This is a genomic window from Pseudomonas sp. FG98 (genome assembly GCF_057808595.1).
The window spans coordinates 28,641-46,733 of sequence record NZ_JBMDIJ010000051.1; the positions used below are offsets into that span (position 1 = coordinate 28,641).

The 18,093-nt window shown below is 62.8% G+C and carries 18 protein-coding genes; 12 read left to right on the forward strand and 6 right to left on the reverse strand.

Annotated features, from left to right (window positions below):
• Window positions 1-8: 8 nt before the first annotated feature.
• A complete protein-coding gene (locus ACODSK_RS23310; protein WP_489019449.1) occupies window positions 9-932 on the reverse strand; it encodes a helix-turn-helix transcriptional regulator in 924 nt (307 codons plus the stop codon).
• A 240-nt stretch (window positions 933-1,172) separates the two neighbouring features.
• On the opposite strand from ACODSK_RS23310, the gene pstS reads away from it, so the two are divergent.
• The 9 genes from pstS (at window position 1,173) to ACODSK_RS23355 (ending at window position 10,512) form a co-directional block, all read left to right on the forward strand.
• Window positions 1,173-2,201, forward strand: a complete 1,029-nt coding sequence (gene pstS, locus ACODSK_RS23315) for a phosphate ABC transporter substrate-binding protein PstS (RefSeq protein WP_489019450.1) — start codon at window positions 1,173-1,175, stop codon at window positions 2,199-2,201.
• 71 nt (window positions 2,202-2,272) lie between these two features.
• Window positions 2,273-3,238, forward strand: a complete 966-nt coding sequence (pstC, locus tag ACODSK_RS23320) for a phosphate ABC transporter permease subunit PstC (RefSeq protein ID WP_489019451.1) — start codon at window positions 2,273-2,275, stop codon at window positions 3,236-3,238.
• Window positions 3,238-4,131, forward strand: a complete 894-nt coding sequence (gene pstA / locus ACODSK_RS23325; protein ID WP_489019452.1) for a phosphate ABC transporter permease PstA — start codon at window positions 3,238-3,240, stop codon at window positions 4,129-4,131. Before pstC ends, pstA begins: the two co-directional genes overlap by 1 nt.
• A 74-nt stretch (window positions 4,132-4,205) precedes the next feature.
• Entirely contained in the window at window positions 4,206-4,967 is a 762-nt protein-coding gene (gene pstB / locus ACODSK_RS23330; protein ID WP_218641232.1) for a phosphate ABC transporter ATP-binding protein PstB, read from the forward strand.
• A 98-nt stretch (window positions 4,968-5,065) separates the two neighbouring features.
• Complete coding sequence (locus ACODSK_RS23335; RefSeq protein WP_489019453.1) at window positions 5,066-5,764, forward strand: hypothetical protein; 699 nt, start codon at window positions 5,066-5,068, stop codon at window positions 5,762-5,764.
• Window positions 5,764-6,408: a hypothetical protein gene (locus tag ACODSK_RS23340; RefSeq protein WP_489019454.1), complete on the forward strand. Its 645-nt coding sequence runs from the start codon at window positions 5,764-5,766 to the stop codon at window positions 6,406-6,408. The genes ACODSK_RS23335 and ACODSK_RS23340 overlap by 1 nt, the downstream gene beginning before the upstream one ends.
• Before the next feature lie 99 nt (window positions 6,409-6,507).
• The gene (locus tag ACODSK_RS23345; RefSeq protein ID WP_489019455.1) at window positions 6,508-6,891 is read left to right on the forward strand and encodes a hypothetical protein; all 384 of its coding nucleotides are present in this window, start codon (window positions 6,508-6,510) and stop codon (window positions 6,889-6,891) included.
• Window positions 6,888-7,919 (forward strand): peptidoglycan-binding protein, encoded by a 1,032-nt coding sequence (locus ACODSK_RS23350; protein ID WP_489019456.1) that lies wholly within the window; start codon window positions 6,888-6,890, stop codon window positions 7,917-7,919. The genes ACODSK_RS23345 and ACODSK_RS23350 overlap by 4 nt, the downstream gene beginning before the upstream one ends.
• Window positions 7,920-8,349: 430 nt before the next feature.
• Window positions 8,350-10,512 (forward strand): exonuclease/endonuclease/phosphatase family protein, encoded by a 2,163-nt coding sequence (locus tag ACODSK_RS23355; RefSeq protein ID WP_489019457.1) that lies wholly within the window; start codon window positions 8,350-8,352, stop codon window positions 10,510-10,512.
• Between the two features lie 24 nt (window positions 10,513-10,536).
• Here ACODSK_RS23355 and ACODSK_RS23360 read toward each other — a convergent pair whose 3' ends face one another.
• The 4 genes from ACODSK_RS23360 to ACODSK_RS23375 are packed head-to-tail and all read right to left on the reverse strand — an operon-like array spanning window position 10,537 to window position 12,272.
• The gene (locus ACODSK_RS23360) at window positions 10,537-10,674 is read right to left on the reverse strand and encodes a hypothetical protein (RefSeq protein WP_489019458.1); all 138 of its coding nucleotides are present in this window, start codon (window positions 10,672-10,674) and stop codon (window positions 10,537-10,539) included.
• Window positions 10,674-10,850, reverse strand: coding sequence for a hypothetical protein (locus tag ACODSK_RS23365; protein WP_489019459.1), 177 nt, complete (start codon window positions 10,848-10,850; stop codon window positions 10,674-10,676). The genes ACODSK_RS23360 and ACODSK_RS23365 overlap by 1 nt, the downstream gene beginning before the upstream one ends.
• Window positions 10,840-11,181, reverse strand: a complete 342-nt coding sequence (locus ACODSK_RS23370; RefSeq protein WP_489019460.1) for a hypothetical protein — start codon at window positions 11,179-11,181, stop codon at window positions 10,840-10,842. Before ACODSK_RS23370 ends, ACODSK_RS23365 begins: the two co-directional genes overlap by 11 nt.
• Window positions 11,172-12,272, reverse strand: coding sequence for a hypothetical protein (locus tag ACODSK_RS23375; protein ID WP_489019461.1), 1,101 nt, complete (start codon window positions 12,270-12,272; stop codon window positions 11,172-11,174). Before ACODSK_RS23375 ends, ACODSK_RS23370 begins: the two co-directional genes overlap by 10 nt.
• Before the next feature lie 284 nt (window positions 12,273-12,556).
• Here ACODSK_RS23375 and ACODSK_RS23380 point away from each other — a divergent pair, with 284 nt between their 5' ends.
• Window positions 12,557-13,360 carry a helix-turn-helix domain-containing protein gene (locus ACODSK_RS23380; RefSeq protein WP_489019466.1) on the forward strand — a complete coding sequence of 268 codons (804 nt, stop codon included), beginning with the start codon at window positions 12,557-12,559 and terminating at the stop codon, window positions 13,358-13,360.
• 10 nt (window positions 13,361-13,370) lie between these two features.
• Here the strand turns inward: ACODSK_RS23380 and ACODSK_RS23385 are convergent, their stop codons facing one another.
• Complete coding sequence (locus ACODSK_RS23385) at window positions 13,371-14,720, reverse strand: APC family permease (protein WP_489019462.1); 1,350 nt, start codon at window positions 14,718-14,720, stop codon at window positions 13,371-13,373.
• Between the two features lie 333 nt (window positions 14,721-15,053).
• On the opposite strand from ACODSK_RS23385, the gene ACODSK_RS23390 reads away from it, so the two are divergent.
• Window positions 15,054-16,436, forward strand: coding sequence for an aspartate aminotransferase family protein (locus ACODSK_RS23390; RefSeq protein ID WP_489019463.1), 1,383 nt, complete (start codon window positions 15,054-15,056; stop codon window positions 16,434-16,436).
• A 55-nt stretch (window positions 16,437-16,491) separates the two neighbouring features.
• The gene (locus ACODSK_RS23395; protein ID WP_489019464.1) at window positions 16,492-17,982 is read left to right on the forward strand and encodes an aldehyde dehydrogenase; all 1,491 of its coding nucleotides are present in this window, start codon (window positions 16,492-16,494) and stop codon (window positions 17,980-17,982) included.
• The last annotated feature ends 111 nt before the right edge of the window (window positions 17,983-18,093 follow it).

Here is an 18,093-nt window from a genome sequence, read left to right on the forward strand (position 1 = left end):
CGTCCTGTTCAGGAAAACTTCAGCCCCTTGAGGCTGGCCGGGGCGACCCCGTGGATGCGCCGGAAGGCGGCGGCGAACTGTCCGGGGTTGGAATAGCCGACGAACTCGCAGGCCTGCAGCACGCTGCATTGACCTGCTTCGAGCAGGCTGCGGGCCTGCCCCATGCGCACTTCGCGCAGGTATTGGGCGATGGTGCGGCCGGTGGCGGTCTTGAAGGCCGCTTTCAGGTAGCACTCATTGATGCCCACGCGTCGGGCCAACGAAGCGATGGAGTGGCTGGCGGCGAACTCGCCGTGGAGGATGTCCCGCGCATCCTGCACCGCGACCCGTTGGCGCAGAGGCAGGCGTCCGGCGTGGCGCCAGGGCTTGTGGTCGACCAGTTGCGCCAGCATCTGCAGCGCCGCCGCTTCGGCATGCAGGCGGCCGATGCTGGTGTGCATGGGGCTGCCCAGCAAGGTGCGTGCGGTGTTCATGCCGACGCCGTGGCACAGGTGTTCGTTGTCGAGCAGTAACTCGGTGCCGTCCGGGCCGCCGATGGTTTCGGCCTGGTCTTCGAACAGCTGCTCCAGCAACGGGGTCGGCACTTCGATGGAGACACCACTGAAATGCCCGGTCATTTCCCGGTTGAAGGTCTGTTCTTCGCTGGCATGGCGCAGCATCACTCCGGCACCGCGATAGCGCTGCGGCCGGCGTCGTTCAGGTTCGTGCAGGTGCAACTCGCCGGCGAGCATGATCTTGATGGTCAGGCAGCCGGGTTGCTGGACGTAGTGATCTTCGAAGGTGCCGTTGAAGTCGTATTGGCCGCGGGCGAGGGTGATGCCATGGGCGATGCGGTGCAGGTCGGTCCAGCCGTGGCCGTGGTGTTCGGGCAGGGCGAAACGCTGGTAGGCGGGGTCGTGGTCGCTGGGCAGCGCTGCGGTTGGGGATGACACGGCATCTCTCCCGGAAGCCGGTGGATACGGGCTCCAGGCAGCGGTGCCTGAAGGGCGGCGGGTCTAGAATAAGCGTTTTGCCATCTATGTAAATGATAATTGTTATTGATAGTGGCTTTTGGCATGAAGCCCGGGCGCGACTGATAGCGATCCGATATCAATTCTTCGCCTCTGAATGTTCACATTACTGTCATAAAGTTTCGGCAAAGTGCCTCGGCCATCACATGGAGCACTTTCTAGATGAAACGCCTGATGAAGTCTGCTGCACTCGCCGTTTCGGTTTCCCTTTTTGCCACGTCGGCATTTGCCGCAGAGAACATCCGCCTGACCGGTTCCGGTGCCAGTTTCCCTGCGCCGATCTACCTGACCTGGTTCAAGGACTTCAGCAAGAACACCGCCGGTGTGACTGTTGATTACCAATCGAAAGGCAGCGGTGCCGGTGTTCAGGACTTCTTGAACAAGACCGTCGACTTCGCCGCCAGCGACTCGGCGATGAAAGACGAAGAAATCGCCAAGGTCGGCGAAGGCGTTCAACTGCTGCCGATGACCGCCGGCGAGATCGTCCTGGCCTACAACCTGCCAGGCAACCCGAAGGGCCTGAAACTGCCGCGTGATGTCTACTCCGACATCTTCCTGGGCAAGATCACCCAATGGAACGATCCGAAGATCGTCGCCGCCAACCCGGACCTGAAACTGCCAGCCACCCCGATCACCGTGGTCGTGCGTGCTGACTCCAGCGGTACCACCGCCGTGTTCACCAAGCACCTGTCGGCCATCAACCCTGCCTTCAAGGAAGCGCTGGGCGAGGGCAACACGGTCAACTGGCCAGCTACCGACAAGTTCATCAAATCGCCGAAGAACGATGGCATCACCGCCACCGTCCGTCAGACCCCAGGCGCCATCGGCTACATCGAATACGGCTTCGCCAAGCTGGCCAAGGTCGACTTCGCTGCCCTGCAGAACAAGGCCGGCCAGTACGTGGTACCGAACGCCGAGAGCGGTGCCGAAGCCCTGGCTGCGGTGAAGATGCCGGAAAACCTGGTGGCCTGGCTGCCTGATCCGGACGGCGCCAAGTCCTACCCGATCACTTCCTACACCTGGATGATCTTCCGCAAGGACAACGGCAACCCGGCCAAGGCCAAGGCCATGCGCGACATGATCGAGTACAGCCTGACCCAGGGTCAGAAGATTGCTGACTCGATGGGCTACATCCCGCTGCCACCGTCGGTTGTCGAGCAGGTACGCAAAGCGTCCGCCAACATCCAGTAAGACTGCCAGCCCGCTCTCGGTGTGGTCCGTAGCCATGCCGGGAGCGTTTGCCCCTGTCCCGGAATTAATCGATGAACACCCCATTTGACATACCGGATAACCCCGATTCCGCGTGCCGGCCGCCTTCGGCGAAGGACTTCATGGTCGACCGCATCTTCCGTGCCCTGGCACGCATCGGTGTGGCGCTGATCCTGGCGCTGGTTTTCGCACTGGTTTTCGAAGTAGGACGCAAAGCACTTCCAGGCATGGAAAAGCACGGTTTCGACGTGCTGTTCGGTACTGTCTGGGACGTCAACCAGGGTAAATACGGCATTCTCCCAGCCATTTGGGGCACGCTTTACAGCGCTTTCATCGCACTGGTGATCGCCGGTTTCTTCGGCGTCAGCATGGCGATCTTCCTGACCCAGGATTTCCTTCCGGCGAAACTCGCCGCCGTCTTCCGCACCATCGTCGAACTGCTCGCCGCCATCCCCAGCGTGGTCTACGGCCTGTGGGGCATCTACGTGGTGATCCCGGCGATCCGCCCGCTGACCGCCTGGCTGAACAGCGAGCTGGGCTGGATCCCGTTCTTCGGCACCTCCCTCAGTGGCCCGGGCCTGCTGCCCGCTGCCCTGGTACTGGCGATCATGATCCTGCCGACCGTAGCCGCGGTGTCCCAGGACGCCCTGACCAGCGTGCCGATGAAAACCAAGCAGGCCGCCTACGGCCTGGGTACTACCCATTGGGAAGCCATCCTCAAGGTGATGGTGCCTTCTGCTGCGACCGGCATCTTCGGTTCGCTGGTCCTCGGCCTCGGTCGTGCGCTGGGTGAAACCATGGCCCTGGCCATGCTGGTGGGCAACGCCAACACCATCACCGTTTCCCTGTTCGCTCCGGCCAACACCCTGGCGGCGCTGCTGGCCCTGAACTTCCCGGAAGCCGGGCCGAACGAGGTCGAAGTGCTGATGTACGCCGCCCTGGTCCTGATGTTCATCACCCTGCTGGTGAACGTGCTCGGATCGCTGCTCATGCTCTACGCCCAGCGGGGGAATAAATAATGACCGACCTGTCCAAACCCGCGACCGCGCTGCCGAGCCTGCAGCGTCGCTTCGAAGGGCGCGCCCTGCGCAGCATCATCCTGACCACCCTGGCCTGGGTTACCGCCTTGCTGGCCAGCGTGCCGCTGATCTCCGTGCTGTGGATGCTGATCACCAAGGGCGGTGCGCGCCTCAACCTGGAAGTCTTCACCGAATTGCCACCCACCGGTTTCGAGATGGGTGGCGGCTTCGGCAACGCCATGGCCGGTACCTTTGTCATGGTCGGCATCGCTGCGGCCATCGCCGTGCCGGTCGGCATCCTGGCGGCGGTGTTCCTCGCCGAGCTGGGCCCGGACAGCAAGCTGGCCAACGCCTCGCGCTTCGCCGCGAAGATGCTCACCGGCCTGCCATCGATCCTCGCAGGCGTGTTCGCCTACGCCCTGGTGGTCATGACCACCGGCACCTACTCGGCACCGGCCGGTGGTGTGGCGCTGGCGGTGCTGATGCTGCCGATCGTCGTGCTGACCGCCGAGGAAGCCATGAAGATGGTGCCCAAGATCATGAAGGACGCCGCCTACGGCATGGGCTGCACCCGTGCTCAGGTGATCATGAAGATTGTCCTGCCGACCGGCATGCCGGCCATCCTCACCGGCGTCATGCTGGCCGTGGCCCGCGCCGCTGGCGAGACCGCGCCGCTGCTGTTCACCGCGCTGTTCAGCAACTACTGGATCTACCACGAGGGCAGCCTGGAGGTCATGAACCCGACCGCTTCGCTGGCCGTGCTGATCTACAACTTCTCCGGCATGCCGTTCGACAACCAGCTGGAGCTCGCCTGGGCGGCCTCGCTGGTCCTGGTGATGATCGTGCTGCTGGTAAACATCGTGAGCCGAATTTTCGGCAAGCCCAAGTATTAAGCAAGGGAGCATCTAACTTGAACGTATCCACCGCGCAAAAAGCCGCTCCCGTGGCCACCCAGGCTCCAGTGGTAATGGACTGCAAGCTGGACAAGATCTTCTACGGCAACTTCATGGCGGTCCGCGACAGCCATGTACCGATCGAGAAGAACAAGATCACCGGCTTCATCGGCCCGTCCGGGTGCGGCAAGAGTACCGTGCTGCGCAGCCTGAACCGGATGAATGACCTGGTGAAGGGCTTCCGCTTCGAGGGCCATGTGCACTTCCTCGGCCAGGACGTCTACGGCAAGGGCGTCGACCCGGTCGTGGTGCGCCGCTACATCGGCATGGTGTTCCAGCAGCCGAACCCGTTCTCCATGAGCATTTTCGACAACGTTGCCTTCGGCCTGCGCCTGAACCGCTACAAAGGCGACATCGGCGACCGCGTCAAGCACGCCCTGCAGGGCGCTGCGCTGTGGGATGAGGTCAAGGACAAGCTCAAGGTCAGCGGCCTGTCGCTGTCCGGTGGCCAGCAACAGCGCCTGTGCATTGCCCGGGCCATTGCTACCGAGCCGGAAGTGCTGCTGCTCGACGAGCCTTGCTCGGCGCTCGACCCGATCGCTACCCGCCGGGTCGAAGAGCTGATGGTCGAACTGAAGAAGGACTACACCATCGCCCTGGTGACCCACAACATGCAGCAGGCGATCCGTGTGGCCGACACCACGGCGTTCTTCTCGGTGGACATCTCCCAGGGCACGCGCACCGGCTACCTGGTGGAGATGGGGCCGACCACCCAGATCTTCCAGAATCCGCGCGAGCAACTGACGGATGACTACATCAGCGGCAAGTTCAGCTGAGTCGATCCGTACTTCAAGGGCGACCTGCCGCCGACGACCGAAAGGTCTGTCGGCGGCGGGTCGCTTTATCGTCTGTCCAGCCTTTAGCGGAATCGTCCATGCGTGAGACCCGTCGCCTGAACCTGTCAGCGGTAGAACAAGCACTGCGTGAAGTGCAGGGCCGCTTTTGCGAGCTGAGCCGGCACTTCACCGAGCCCCGCGATCCGTTCACCGACGAGGTTCTGCAAAATGTGCTTGAAGGCTATGCGCTGATTGACGACTATGTCGCGCGGGGTATCGACCTGTTCGAACTGCGCCAGTTGAACCTGATGCTCGAGATCAATGCGACCGTGCTGTGCGGCAGCGATCCTGTACGTCGCAGGGAGTTTGCCCAGCATCTCGAAGCGACCGAGGAGCACTTCTTCAACAACGTCGAAGGTGGCATCAAGGACCTGTACAACTGGTACTGCTCGTACCGCAGTGACTCGGTGTGGAAGCGCGCTGCCGGTGTCTACGTACGGATCCTCAGCAAGCCGCAACTGTTCATCGAAGGCAACAACCGCACGGGATCGCTGATTGTCAGCTACCTGTTGATGCGCGCCGGACTACCGCCGTTCGTGCTCACCCTGGACAACGCCGAGGGCTATTTCAACCCGTCCTCGGTGATACGCAATTCTGCCAAGCATGGCGTCAAGGCACTGTACGAACTGCCCAAGATCAAGAAGAAATACGCAGCATTTCTTGAGGCGCAGGCACCGGATCCCGGGAAGTTCTTCCTGAGTGTTCCCCGCATGCCGATTTATCAGGAGAACCAATGATGGCACGGTACCGAATGCTCGAACGAACGCAGGCCAGCGGCCGCCGCGCCTGGCAGGCCATCGGACACGCCTTGGTCCGGCCGCGCATCCGCATCTCCTTCGATATTGACGACACGCTCGCCTGCCTGCCCCATCACAGCCCCGCCGAAGACAGCAGACTGCCCGAGTTCATCCACCGCTGGCTCGGCGAACCCCTGCGCAGCGGCACCCGCTCGCTGATTCGCGACCTGCGTCGCCAGGGGTGCAGCATCTGGATCTACACCTCGTCCGGTCGTACCCCGTCCTATATCCGCCGCTGGCTGATGCTCTACGGCATCCGCGTCGATGGCGTGGTCAACAGTGACCGGCACAACCATGCCCTGACCGAGCACGCCTTCGAGAAGATGCCCTCGAAGTTTCCGCCGGCGTTCGATATCGACCTGCATGTGGACGACTCCGACGGCGTGCGCATCGAAGGCGATGATCATGGCTTCCGCGTGGTGGTGATCTGTCCGAAGGACAAGGGCTGGGCGCAGAAGGTACTGGATGCGGCGGTGGAAGTGCAGGCGAAACTGGCCTGGCAGCAATCGGTCAAGCACAAGGCCCCCGCGCAGCGCCGTACGCAAACCCTGGCCTCCTGGCAGGGCCTCGATCGGGCCAACTGAACGCGTCGCAAAGGCCGTTGCGGTTGCGCCTGCACGGTAATGGCCAAGTGCGATGATTGGCTGATAGTCTCTGCCGTTTCTCGTGCAAGAAAACGTCCCATGCTGACTATTAGCAATGCGCAGATGCAGGCGCTGACGCAGGTCTGGAGTGCCGGTCTGGAACAGACCCTGCAAGCCCATGTGCAGCGCTTTTTCCCTTTGACGGCGCAAGAGTCTGCGACCCTGGTGTCGGCGGCACGGACCAAGGCCGCCTCGTACGACTTGTACAACCAGCGTGACCTGCACCGTTTCGTCAACCTGTGTGCCGATGAAGGCATCGACTTCGACCTGAAGCCGCAGAACGCCTGGATGCGCACCATGCTCCTCGACCCGTCGGTCTCCAGCCCCTCGCAGCGTCTTGACTTGCTGGTTTCCCAGAGGCTGCATCAGGCCCGGGTGCAAGCGCACAACGCACGCCTGGCCCCGCCGGAATGGCTGCAATGAGCGACGCTGCCGAGGCGGCGGCGTCCGCACAACCCCCCATCGACTCTCCGGTAATTGCCTGTCCGAACAGATTCGCCCTGGAAGCCCTGGTGCTGGGCGAGGATGGCCAGCCGGTAGCGGGCGTGGCCCTGGAGTTGCGCAAGGGTAGTGACTGCCTGCGCACCCGCACCAGCGCCCAAGGGCTTGCCCGATTCGAAGGGCTCGATGCCGCCGAATATCAGTTGTGCCCCACTGAACTCGATGCCGAGGCCTGGACCTTGACCGGACAAGAAGCACTCGAGCAGGCCGGCAGCCAGGTCAAGGCCGATTGGTCCGCCGTGGACCAGGCCGCTGCGCCCGAGGGTGTCGAGCACAGGGTAGCGGCAGAGGACTCGGTGGATCGACTGGCCCTGGCCAACGGCCTGTTTCCCGAAACCCTTTGGCAGCACCCGCGCAACGATACCTTGCGCAGCACCCGGCACAGCCGCAACGTGCTGGCGCCGGATGATCTGCTGTTCATCCCGGCGATCCGCCAGCAGACCATCGCGGTGCAAACGAAGCTGCGCTACGTCATCAAGCGGCGCGGTGTGCCATCCCGCCTGCGTCTGCGCCTGCTCGATTCCTTCAAGCCGCTGGCCAACATCGATTGGACACTACGCGTGCCAGGCGAGGCCACGCAGCAGGGCCAGACCGATGCCGAGGGCGTGGTGCAAGCGTGGATCGGTGCCAGCGCGTCCTCGGCGGTGCTGTCCTATCTGTCCAATGGCGCCCTGCGTGAACTGGACATCAGCCTTGGCGCGTTGCTGCCCGGGGGCACTGCCGGAGGATGGCGCCAGCGCCTGCTCAACCTGGGCTTTGCCTGTGACGCCGAGGACCAGCAGCCGCTGTCGGCGGCCGACCAGCAGGCGATCCGGCGTTTCCAGCAGTCCTGGGGACTGCCGGTCACTGGCGACGCCGACGAGGCGACCGTCGAAAAAATCCGCATCGTGCATGATGGCCGGCAGTTGCCTGCTTCTGCACAAGACAAGCCGGTCCAAGGGAGTTCCTGATGGCAGGGCTGTTGACCGTCGAGCAGTTGCAGCAGAAGCGCAAGGAGAAGCTTGAGGCGATCAAGCTCAAGCAGGCCAGTAACGCATCCTCTTCGGTGCAGGGCTCGATGTCGGACGACGACGCGCATACGGTGACGGTCAACACGCCCCCGGAGCCGGCCATCCTCAGTGTGGTGTCGTGGAACGTGCAGACCTTCGAGGCGGGCAAGAGCCTGTCCAGCCCCTTCGCCAACCTGGTGATCAACCGCATCCTCGAAGACCTGGCGGTGGATGTCTGCGTGCTGCTGGAAACCCGCGCCGACTCCTACGTCAACATGAATGCCATCGAGACCGGCGAGATCGGCCAGGGCAACTGGAAAGCGGTCAGCGAGGAGGCCGATCTGGAAGACGATGACGAGTCCGGGGGGAGTCGGATTTCGAAGAAGAGGACATGGACGACACCGTCCAGGATGCCGTCGACCAGAGCGACGACACCCACATGGAGGTGTCCGACTCGGTTGACTCCACTGACGTGGACGACGCCTGCACCAGCCCGGATGACTACCTGGCTGCGGTGGACGGTGGCGATCCGTTGCGCTACGCGCAGATGGTCAGTGAAATGACCGGCAAGCGCTGGGTGCCGCCATCGACCCTCTACGTCTATCACCCGCACTGGGTCGAACGGGCCAAGCTGGGCAGCCAGTTGGTCACCTTCGAACTGCTCAGGGACAAGCTCCGCGAGGTCACCGGCCGCTCGGAACAAAGGGTCGAGATCTGGCTGAAGAGGGCGGCCAAGGCCGATACGCGGCGTGAAGGCAAGAAACTCATCATCGACTCCGTGAAAGACAATCAAGGCAAGTACAAGGGCCGAAAAAAATTCTCGGAGAAAAACGCCGGTGCGTTGCTGCGCCTGTATGCGGCGTACCGGGAAGACCCCACACGCTTCGACCCGGTCAAGGCGGCCAGCGCGGCGGAAAAGACCTTCTGCGAGTCCTATTCGCGACATCCGGTCTGGCTCAAGCGCTGGGCCGTGGATTCCACGGGGCCGATCGATCTGTGGAAACAGGTGCTGCTTTCGCCGGAGTGCCTGCCGGTGCGTCTCTACTACGAGCCGTTCTACGTCAAGGATGATTTCAAGGAAGCGCAGCTGGCCAATTGGGACGATGTGAAACAACTGCCGACCCAGGACAGCTGGCGCTATGTACTGCGGATCAGGCGCTGCCCGGGCTGCGACAAAAGCCTGGGGACCGGCGCCTGCGACCAGGTCATCCATGACACGCTGACCTGCCAGGCCATGGGCGCCCTCAGCACGAGCCTGGGCAATCTGCGCGGCTGTATCAACGAGATCACCTTCTATCGTGGTTGCGTCCAGGAAAGCTATTCGCTGCTCGTGCGTCAAAGTACGACGCTTTCCGCGCCTTCCCAGGATGGCGTCTGGCTGAACGGCAAGCGCGTGCAGATGTCCTGGTTCCAGTCCGGCCTGCTGATGTACGCACCGGCCTCGAAGGCGGATTCCGGCGCCAACAAGACCGGGCACTTGCTGGGCTATCAGGGCAGCACCAAGTTCTATGGGCGCTGCCCGTACAAGGCGCCCCTGGACCTGTGGCTGTACGACGGGCAGGAGAAGATCCGCCTGGCCCTGATTGCATTCCACGGTCCCTACGGGGACAACTCGGTTCAAGGGGTGAAGGCCCGGGCGGCGTCGATGGATGAGTTGATGAAGGCCGACATGGGTAGCGGATTCGCCCTGCAGGACACCGACCATGCGCTGGTGATGGGGGACTTCAACCTGGACTGGCAGGACGCCAAGGTCAAGGGCCAGAAGGAAGACGTGGCCAGGCAACTGTACAAGCGCTTCAATGACCAGGGCTTCGTCCCGCTGGTGGACCAGGGCACCGCCACGTCGCTGAAAAGCATCTTCGACAAAAAGCAGGCCTGGAAAACCTATAACTCTGGCGACACGGCGAACTTCACCAGCAGCGCCTACGACAACATGTTCCTCAAGGGCAAGGCGTTGCACGAGCAGACGGCCAATGCCGGGGTCATCGATGTCATTTCATGGATCGAGGCCAACATCGGCGATTTCAAGCTTGGCCCGGAGCATGCGCCGCCGGACGGCTTCGATAGCCTGCCAGCCAAGAACCGGGCGTTCTACATCTACCACAAGTACGTCAGCGACCACCTGCCGATCATCTACGACCTGGTGGTGCAGGGCATGCCGGATGATTCCGAGGCGGCAAGGCAAGCGCAGCAATTGATGCAGCGCCTGCGCCAGAAAGCCGCCCAGGAGCGGCGGTTCTCTTACGATATCGTGATGAGCTACGAAACCCTGGTGGATATCGAACCGGCCCCTGGCCAAGCGCATTCCTATGACAAAAAGTGGGAAGGCGAGGCCGTGAGGGGGTGGATAGTGGGCGACATCGATAGCCACCAGGACGGTCAACTGGTAATTCGCTGCCAGCCTGGTTTCGATCCTCATGTAGGCTGGCTTTCCGTGCAGTTGACCCGCAATGGCAAGCCGGCCGGAGGGCTTTTTCTCAAGCGATTCCTGGAGCTGCACCCGGCAGGAATGCGGGTGAAGGTCGAGGTGCTCAATCCGAAGCCGGTGGGTTGAGCTGCTTCGACACCCAATCCTGGATCAGCGCCCCTTCTTGAACATCTTGGCCTTGGCTTGCTGCATTTTTCGGTGCCTGGCCGCGCGTCGGCTTTCATACACGCTGAACGACCCCACGAAAAACAGGATGAGCAAAACGAAAAAACCAATCACGATCGCCATTATTTTTTGTATTCCTTAAGTTTTTTCTCAAGCATTGCATGCTCCTCATCCAGCTTTTTTTGTCGTTTGCGTTCCTGCCGGTCGGAGGCGAACTTGCCCGCGAAGGTGCCACCGAGTGACACGGCGATGGCGCCGGCAGCCAGGGCGATGACCTTGACGACCTTGTCAGCCGACATAGCCATACTCCCGGTTGAGTCTCTTGTAGAACGCTTTTTCGACATCCCCGTTATCGAACGGCTCTCGTCCATGGGACCGGATCAGAGCGTTGCGGATCTCCTGTACCTGCTTGCCGTGCGCTTTGAGGTCTTGCTCACTGGTAGCGAAGGCGTGACGCAGCTTTTCCAGGCTGACGATGGCCTGCAACTGGGCCTGGTCCGCATCGTCGAGGGTCAAGCTTGCCGCAACGGCTGCAGCTGCCCGGTCGACAATCCCGGGTGCGCAGTACTCGTCGGAACTCTCGAAGTGATACTCGTCATCGGGGGCATCGGCATGGTCGGTCAGGCGCATTGGCATTTCACCCAGTCGTCGAAGGTTGTCGATTCGTTCTCAAGCAGTGCAAGCGACCGGTCGTACTCCTGGAGGATCTGACGGTGCTGCCTGTTGCAGATCAGTACGGTCTTGCCGGCATTCCACAGGAAGGGGCCGGCGATAAGGTAATTGAGTTTCCCGGTACGCCCCGCAGTGCCGGAAACCAGCAGCATCATCTGGATGACCACGGCCGTGCCGTAAGCGATGGTGCTCATCTGCGCGAGGTGCAGGGCCTTCTCGTCCTTGCTCGCGCTGGAGTTGTAGAAGATGACCCCGTGGTGCCCGGTGAGCAGCACCTTGATCAGGGCATAGGAGGCGATGTCTGCTGCGTTGATGGTGCCGAACTCCTTGCCCAGCGCATTCATCAGCGAGTTTTCGGCGCGGTAGCCGAATACTTTGGTTTCATCCTTCACCCATTGGGTGAACAGTGAACTGAAGGGCAGGGGCAGGCCATCCGTTGTCGGCAGGTCGCTCAGGTAATGGGTGAGGATATGCAGGATCGCCTTGAGGTGGATGCCGATGAAGCCGGCATTGGGAAAGCTACCCTGCATCTGTTCCAGTATCAGGCTGTAGAGCGTTCTGCCCCCCACCGCTTTACCGCCGAACGTGTAGTCGTCGGGCAATTTCTGCCAGAGATTGAAGTCATGACCGAAGATATAGCGATGCTTTGCGCCGATTCGGTAATCGATGGGACTGGCGCCGGCTTCGACCTTGTAGCGCTCGTGCAGTTTCTTGAAAAACGCTTCGAGCGTCTCGCCCTTGCTGTTGGTGAAGTGGGCCAGCAGTACGCCCATGATGCCCATGGCGACCGCGCTGCCCATCTGTGTTTTGCTCAACGCCGGGTAGGACGGATCGATATCGAGCTCGCCCAGCAGGTCATCGAAGGATACCCGGCCGACAGCGCGGGCTGCCCGCTCGGACAACGTCAGGGCCTCGGCACCGGTCAAGGTAGGCGCACTGCCCTGATGCAGGGCCTGGAAGTAAGTGACTTCGGTGGCTTTTTCATTCCAGTAGGCATCGTCCGAGGCTGTGCTCAGGTACGACGTCAATCCTCGGAAGAGCTTGCGCATGGGGGCTCCCTGCCAAGTGAAACGTGGGTGTCGCAGATGAAAGGGAGGGTATCAGCCGTGCCATCCAAATGCCATTAACCGTGCCCGGTCTGCGTCGCGCCGTGGAGCGCCGACGCAACAGCAACGGCTGTCGACCTCACCCCAACGGGTGATTCCCCACCCCCATCACCCATGGCACCATCCCCCGAGTGGAACAATAACCCTGGCACCCCCGCCAGTCGCCCAGGTCGGAAGGTCCTCCCGTGCACATCGCCCAACTCTCCTCACCCCAGTGGTTCGAAACCATGGCCAAGGTCACCACGGCCATTGGCGCGTCCGGGTTCGCCACGGCGCTGTTCGATGCCCTTGGCCAGGTCGGTCCGGTCAAGGCGTCCACGGTCTATCTCTACCCTCGCGAAGGGCTGCCCTCGGCCTGGTCCGAGTGCGACGGCCCCGGTCCCTGGCTGCCAGCCGGCAATGTCCGCCAGTACCTGTCGGGCTTCTACCTGCTCGATCCGTTCTACGAGGCCTGCATCGAGAACGTGCAATCGGGCTGCTATGCCCTGGGCGATGTGGCGCCCGATCATTTCAAGCGCAGCGAGTATTACCTGGCGTTCTACCGGCACTCCCATCTCGCCGACGAGATCAATTACATCCTGCAGTTGCATGAAGGCCTGAGCCTTTCGGTGTCCCTGGCCTTTACCGACGAGCTGGACGCCGCCGCCAAGTCGCGCTTCAAGTGCATCGCCCCCTGGGTCCTGGCCGTGCTGGCCAAGCATTTCGATGGCTACCAGGGCATCGGCGGGCGGGTCGAGAAGGTCTGGGAGCAGCGGGTGCATGCGGCCTTGCGCAATTTCGGCTCGTCCCTGCTGACCGAGCGCGAGTGCCGCATCGCCCAGTTGATCCTGCGCGGCCATTCGACCCGCTCCCTGGCCGAGCGCCTCGGGGTTTCGGAAGACACCATCAAGTCGCACCGCAAACACGTCTACGCGAAACTCGATATCGGCACCCAGTCCGAGCTGTTCTCCCTGTTTATCGACGCCCTGGCCAATGCCCAGGGCGTACTGGAGCGCGACCCGCTGGAAAGCTACATGGGCAAGCCGCGCTGAAGAAGAGCAGTCAGTCGGCCATCTGCAACTCGGGCAGCTTGACCCGGAACGCCTTGGTCAACCCCAGCAGAAACACCACGCCCAATCCCATCCAGCACAGGCCGATGGTGAAGGACATGCTCGACAGGCTGGTCCACAACCACAGCGTGCTGAGGAAGCCCAGCCCCGGCACCAGCCCGTAGCGCAGGCAATTGGCGGTACCGCGCAGTTTCTGGTCGGCCAGGTAATGCTTGACCACCGCCAGATTGACCGCCGAGAAGGCGAACAGGGCGCCGAAGCTGATCATGTTGGCGACCGTATCCAGGCTGATCACCAGCGCGCTCAGCGAAACCAGCCCAACCACCATGATGGCGAAGGCCGGTACGCGCTTTTTCGTCACCAGCTGGCCGAACACCCGGGGCAGGGCGCCATCGCGGCCCATGGCGAACAGCACCCGCGACACGCTGGCCTGGGACACCATGGCCGAGGCGAAGCAGCCGGCGACATAGGTGGCGATAAAGGCGTTGGCCAGCAACTGCCCGCCGGCGCTGTTCATCACGTCGACCGGGGCCGAATCCGGGTCGGCGAAGTTGCTCCAGTCCGGGTGCACCAGTTGGGCGAAGTAGGACACCAGCAGGAACAGCAGGCCGCCGCTCAGCGATACCGCCATGATCGCCCGCGGGATGCGCCGGGTCGGGTCGTTGGTTTCCTCGGCCATGGTCGATACCGCGTCGAAGCCGACGAACGACAGGCACAGCACCGCAGCCCCGGCCATGATCGCCGAGGCGCTGAAGCCCTCATGGTAGAAGGGTGACGTCAGCGATACCGGCTGCGCCTGGGCGGCTACGGCTTTGATCGACAAAGCGACGAACACCACGATGAACACCAGTTGCGCGACCACCAGGATCCAGTTGACCCGGGTCACCGACTCGATGCCGATCAGGTTGAGGAAGGTCACGATGGCGATGGAACCGAGCACCCAGACCCAGGCGTGGATGTCCGGAAAGTACTCGGACATATAGATGCCGATCAGCAGGTAGCTGAGCAGTGGCAGGAAGATGTAGTCGAGCAGCAGTGTCCAGCCGGCCATGAACCCGGCATTGGCGCCGAAGGCCTTGCGCGTGTAGGTGTACACCGAGCCGGAGTAGGGGTGGGCCTGGACCATGCGCCCGTAGCTGTAGGCGGTGAACAGCATGGCGCACAGGGTCAGCAGATAGGCGGTGGGCAGGTGGCCCTTGGTGGTCTGGGCGACCAGGCCGTAGGCGGAGAACACTGCCAGCGGAACCATGTAGGCGAGGCCGAAGAGCACCAGGGCGGTCATGCCCATGGATTTGCGGAAACGTGAGGTGGAATGCGCAGCGGCTGTAGTTGTTGTATGCATTGCTGACTCCTGGAAACAGTTTCAAGGCGCGACACGGACCCTGTGGGAGCGGGTTTACCCCGGTCCCTGTGAAGGTTCTTTATGGAGGAGGGCGCTGGATCGAGGCGCTAAGGGGAACGCAAGGACGACTGCTTCATGACGTTGTTCTCGTTATTGATCGGGCACGAAGGACAAGGCCCCGTTGCGGGCCTGTACGGATGCTCCCACAGCCCGATCGGCGTTCGAAATCACCCCTTGGGGTGAGCCCCGGGCATCACCCCGAAGGGTGATTTCGGCAAGGGCTGCACTGCGTCAAGCTCATTGGGCGTCTTTACACCAACAAGGAAAATCCCGATGAACGCGCCTTTCGCCCCGCAACGCCAGACCCGTGATTACCAGGCCGCCGATGCCGCCCACCATATCCATGCCTTCCTCGACCAGAAGGCGCTCAACGCCGAAGGCCCGCGGGTGATCGTCGGCGGCGAGCGGCTGCATCTGTGGGACAGCGAAGGCAAGCGCTACCTGGACGGCATGTCCGGCCTGTGGTGCACCCAGCTCGGTTACGGGCGCAAGGACCTGACCGTTGCCGCCGCCGCGCAGATGGACCAGTTGGCCTACTACAACATGTTCTTCCACACCACCCACCCGGCGGTGATCGAGCTCTCCGAGCTGCTGTTTAGCCTGCTGCCGGGCCACTACAGCCACGCCATCTACACCAACTCCGGCTCCGAGGCCAACGAGGTGCTGATCCGCACCGTGCGTCGCTACTGGCAGGTGGTCGGCCAGCCGAGCAAGAAGATCATGATCGGCCGCTGGAACGGCTACCACGGCTCGACCCTGGCGGCCACGGCGTTGGGTGGCATGCAGTTCATGCACGAGATGGGCGGGATGATCCCGGACGTGGCGCATATCGATGAGCCCTACTGGTACGCCGCTGGTGGCGAGCTGAGCCCGGCCGAATTCGGCCGCCGCTGCGCCCTGCAACTGGAAGAGAAGATCCTCGAACTGGGCGCCGAGAACGTCGCCGGCTTTATCGCCGAACCGTTCCAGGGCGCGGGCGGGATGATCTTCCCGCCGGAAAGCTACTGGCCGGAAATCCAGCGCATCTGTCGCCAGTACGACGTGCTGCTGTGCGCCGACGAAGTGATCGGCGGCTTTGGCCGCACTGGTGAATGGTTCGCCCACGAATACTTTGGCTTCCAGCCTGACACCCTGTCGATCGCCAAGGGCCTGACCTCCGGCTACGTGCCCATGGGCGGCCTGGTGCTGAGCAAGCGCATCGCCGAGGCGCTGGTCGAGCGCGGCGGCGTGTTCGCCCACGGCCTGACCTACTCCGGGCACCCGGTGGCGGCGGCGGTGGCCATCGCCAACCTCAAGGCCCTGCGCGACGAAGGCATCGTGCGCCAGGTCAAGGACGACACCGGCCCCTACCTGCAACGCATCCTGCGCGAGGTGTTCACCGACCACCCGCTGATCGGCCAGGTCCAGGGCACCGGCCTGGTGGCGGCCTTGCAGTTCGCCGAGGACAAGGCCACGCGCAAGCGCTACGCCAATGAAAACGACCTGGCCTGGCAATGCCGCACCTACGGTTTCGAGGAGGGCGTGATCATCCGCTCGACTCTGGGGCGGATGATCATGGCCCCGGCACTGGTGGCCAATCGCGCCGAGCTGGACGAACTGGTGGACAAGACCCGCAAGGCCGTGGACCGCACCGCCCGCGCCCTTGGCAAGCTCTGAACCCGGCACCGACCTTCAACCAACGACGACCGCACGGCGGTCGTCTGGAGCCTCCATGTACGACTCAAACTTCTGGCGGCAGAAAGCTGCGACGCAGACCTTTCTCGACAAGGCCATGATCGACGGCCAATGGGTCGCCGCCGTCGGCGGTGCCACCTTCGAAACCCTCAACCCGGCCACCAACCAGGTGCTGGCGCAGGTTGCCGCCTGCGCCGACGAAGATATCCAGCGCGCCGTGGCCAGCGCCCGCCAGGCTTTCGAGCAGGGCCCTTGGGCGCGCATGGCGCCAGTGGAGCGCAAGCGGGTGATGCTGCGCCTGTCCGAGCTGATGCTGGCGCACCGGGAGGAGCTGGCATTGCTGGAATCCCTGAACATGGGCAAGCCGGTCATGGACGCCTTCAATATCGACGTGCCCGGCGCAGCCCATGTGTTCGCCTGGTACGGCGAAGCCCTCGACAAGCTCTACGACGAGGTCGCGCCTACCGCGCGCAATGCCGTGGCAACCATCACCCGCGAGCCGATCGGCGTGGTCGCCGCCGTGGTGCCGTGGAACTTCCCCCTCGACATGGCCGCCTGGAAGCTGGCCCCGGCGCTGGCGGCGGGCAACAGCGTGGTGCTCAAGCCAGCCGAGCAATCGCCGCTGTCGGCCCTGCGCCTGGCCGAGCTGGCCCTTGAGGCCGGGATCCCGCCCGGCGTGTTCAACGTCGTGCCCGGCCTCGGCGAAATCGCCGGCAAGGCGCTGGGGCTGCATCCTGATGTCGATTGCCTGGTATTCACCGGCTCCACCCAGGTCGGCAAGTACTTCATGCAGTACTCGGCGCAATCGAACCTCAAGCAGGTCTGGCTGGAGTGCGGTGGCAAGAGCCCGAACCTGGTGTTCGACGACTGCCAGGACCTCGAGCTGGCTGCGGAAAAGGCGGCGTTCGGGATTTTCTTCAACCAGGGTGAAGTCTGTTCGGCCAACTCGCGGTTGTATGTGCAGCGCTCGATCCACGATGAGTTCGTCGAGCGCCTGATCGCCAAGGCCAGGGACTGGCAGCCGCGTGATCCGCTGGACCCGGCCAGTCGTGCCGGTGCCATCGTCGATGCGCAGCAGACTGCGCGGATTATCGCTGCAATTGCCCGTGGCCGGGAAGAGGGCGCCTTGCTGGTGACCGGCGGCCGACAACTGACGTTGAATGGCTCCAGCAACTTCATCGAGCCGACCATCTTCACCAATGTCAGCCCTGGGTCATCGTTGTCCCGTGAAGAAATCTTCGGCCCGGTGCTGGCGGTGACTGCCTTCGACACTGAGGACGAGGCAGTGCGCCTGGCCAACGACAGCCCCTACGGGCTGGCGGCATCGATCTGGAGCGACGACCTCAACCGCGTGTACCGGGTTGCCCGGCAGCTCAAGGTGGGTACTGTCTCGGTGAACACCGTCGATGCATTGGATGTGGCAACGCCGTTCGGTGGCTACAAGCAATCGGGCTTTGGCCGCGACCTGTCGCTGCATGCCTTCGACAAGTACACCCAGTTGAAGACCACCTGGATCCAGTTGCGCTGATCCCGAAGGCTTGACCAGGCCGTTGTGGGAGCGGGTTCACCCGCGATTGCGTTGGTTGTGGCGGTCAACTTTTTCCGGACACCTCAATGTGTGAGGTCAGGCCATCTGCCT

Excerpts from the sequence above, each read along its gene's own strand:
- ACODSK_RS23350 (WP_489019456.1), top strand. The coding sequence starts at position 6,888 with ATGAGCGACGCTGCCGAGGCGGCGGCGTCCGCACAACCCCCCATCGAC.
- ACODSK_RS23355 (WP_489019457.1), top strand. The coding sequence starts at position 8,350 with ATGGACGACACCGTCCAGGATGCCGTCGACCAGAGCGACGACACCCAC.
- ACODSK_RS23340 (WP_489019454.1), top strand. The coding sequence starts at position 5,764 with ATGGCACGGTACCGAATGCTCGAACGAACGCAGGCCAGCGGCCGCCGC.
- ACODSK_RS23345 (WP_489019455.1), top strand. The coding sequence starts at position 6,508 with ATGCTGACTATTAGCAATGCGCAGATGCAGGCGCTGACGCAGGTCTGG.
- ACODSK_RS23385 (WP_489019462.1), bottom strand. The coding sequence starts at position 14,720 with ATGCATACAACAACTACAGCCGCTGCGCATTCCACCTCACGTTTCCGC.
- ACODSK_RS23335 (WP_489019453.1), top strand. The coding sequence starts at position 5,066 with ATGCGTGAGACCCGTCGCCTGAACCTGTCAGCGGTAGAACAAGCACTG.
- ACODSK_RS23360 (WP_489019458.1), bottom strand. The coding sequence starts at position 10,674 with ATGGCGATCGTGATTGGTTTTTTCGTTTTGCTCATCCTGTTTTTCGTG.
- ACODSK_RS23380 (WP_489019466.1), top strand. The coding sequence starts at position 12,557 with ATGGCCAAGGTCACCACGGCCATTGGCGCGTCCGGGTTCGCCACGGCG.
- pstB (WP_218641232.1), top strand. The coding sequence starts at position 4,206 with ATGGACTGCAAGCTGGACAAGATCTTCTACGGCAACTTCATGGCGGTC.
- ACODSK_RS23370 (WP_489019460.1), bottom strand. The coding sequence starts at position 11,181 with ATGCGCCTGACCGACCATGCCGATGCCCCCGATGACGAGTATCACTTC.
- ACODSK_RS23375 (WP_489019461.1), bottom strand. The coding sequence starts at position 12,272 with ATGCGCAAGCTCTTCCGAGGATTGACGTCGTACCTGAGCACAGCCTCG.
- ACODSK_RS23395 (WP_489019464.1), top strand. The coding sequence starts at position 16,492 with ATGTACGACTCAAACTTCTGGCGGCAGAAAGCTGCGACGCAGACCTTT.
- ACODSK_RS23390 (WP_489019463.1), top strand. The coding sequence starts at position 15,054 with ATGAACGCGCCTTTCGCCCCGCAACGCCAGACCCGTGATTACCAGGCC.
- pstC (WP_489019451.1), top strand. The coding sequence starts at position 2,273 with ATGAACACCCCATTTGACATACCGGATAACCCCGATTCCGCGTGCCGG.
- pstA (WP_489019452.1), top strand. The coding sequence starts at position 3,238 with ATGACCGACCTGTCCAAACCCGCGACCGCGCTGCCGAGCCTGCAGCGT.
- pstS (WP_489019450.1), top strand. The coding sequence starts at position 1,173 with ATGAAACGCCTGATGAAGTCTGCTGCACTCGCCGTTTCGGTTTCCCTT.
- ACODSK_RS23365 (WP_489019459.1), bottom strand. The coding sequence starts at position 10,850 with ATGTCGGCTGACAAGGTCGTCAAGGTCATCGCCCTGGCTGCCGGCGCC.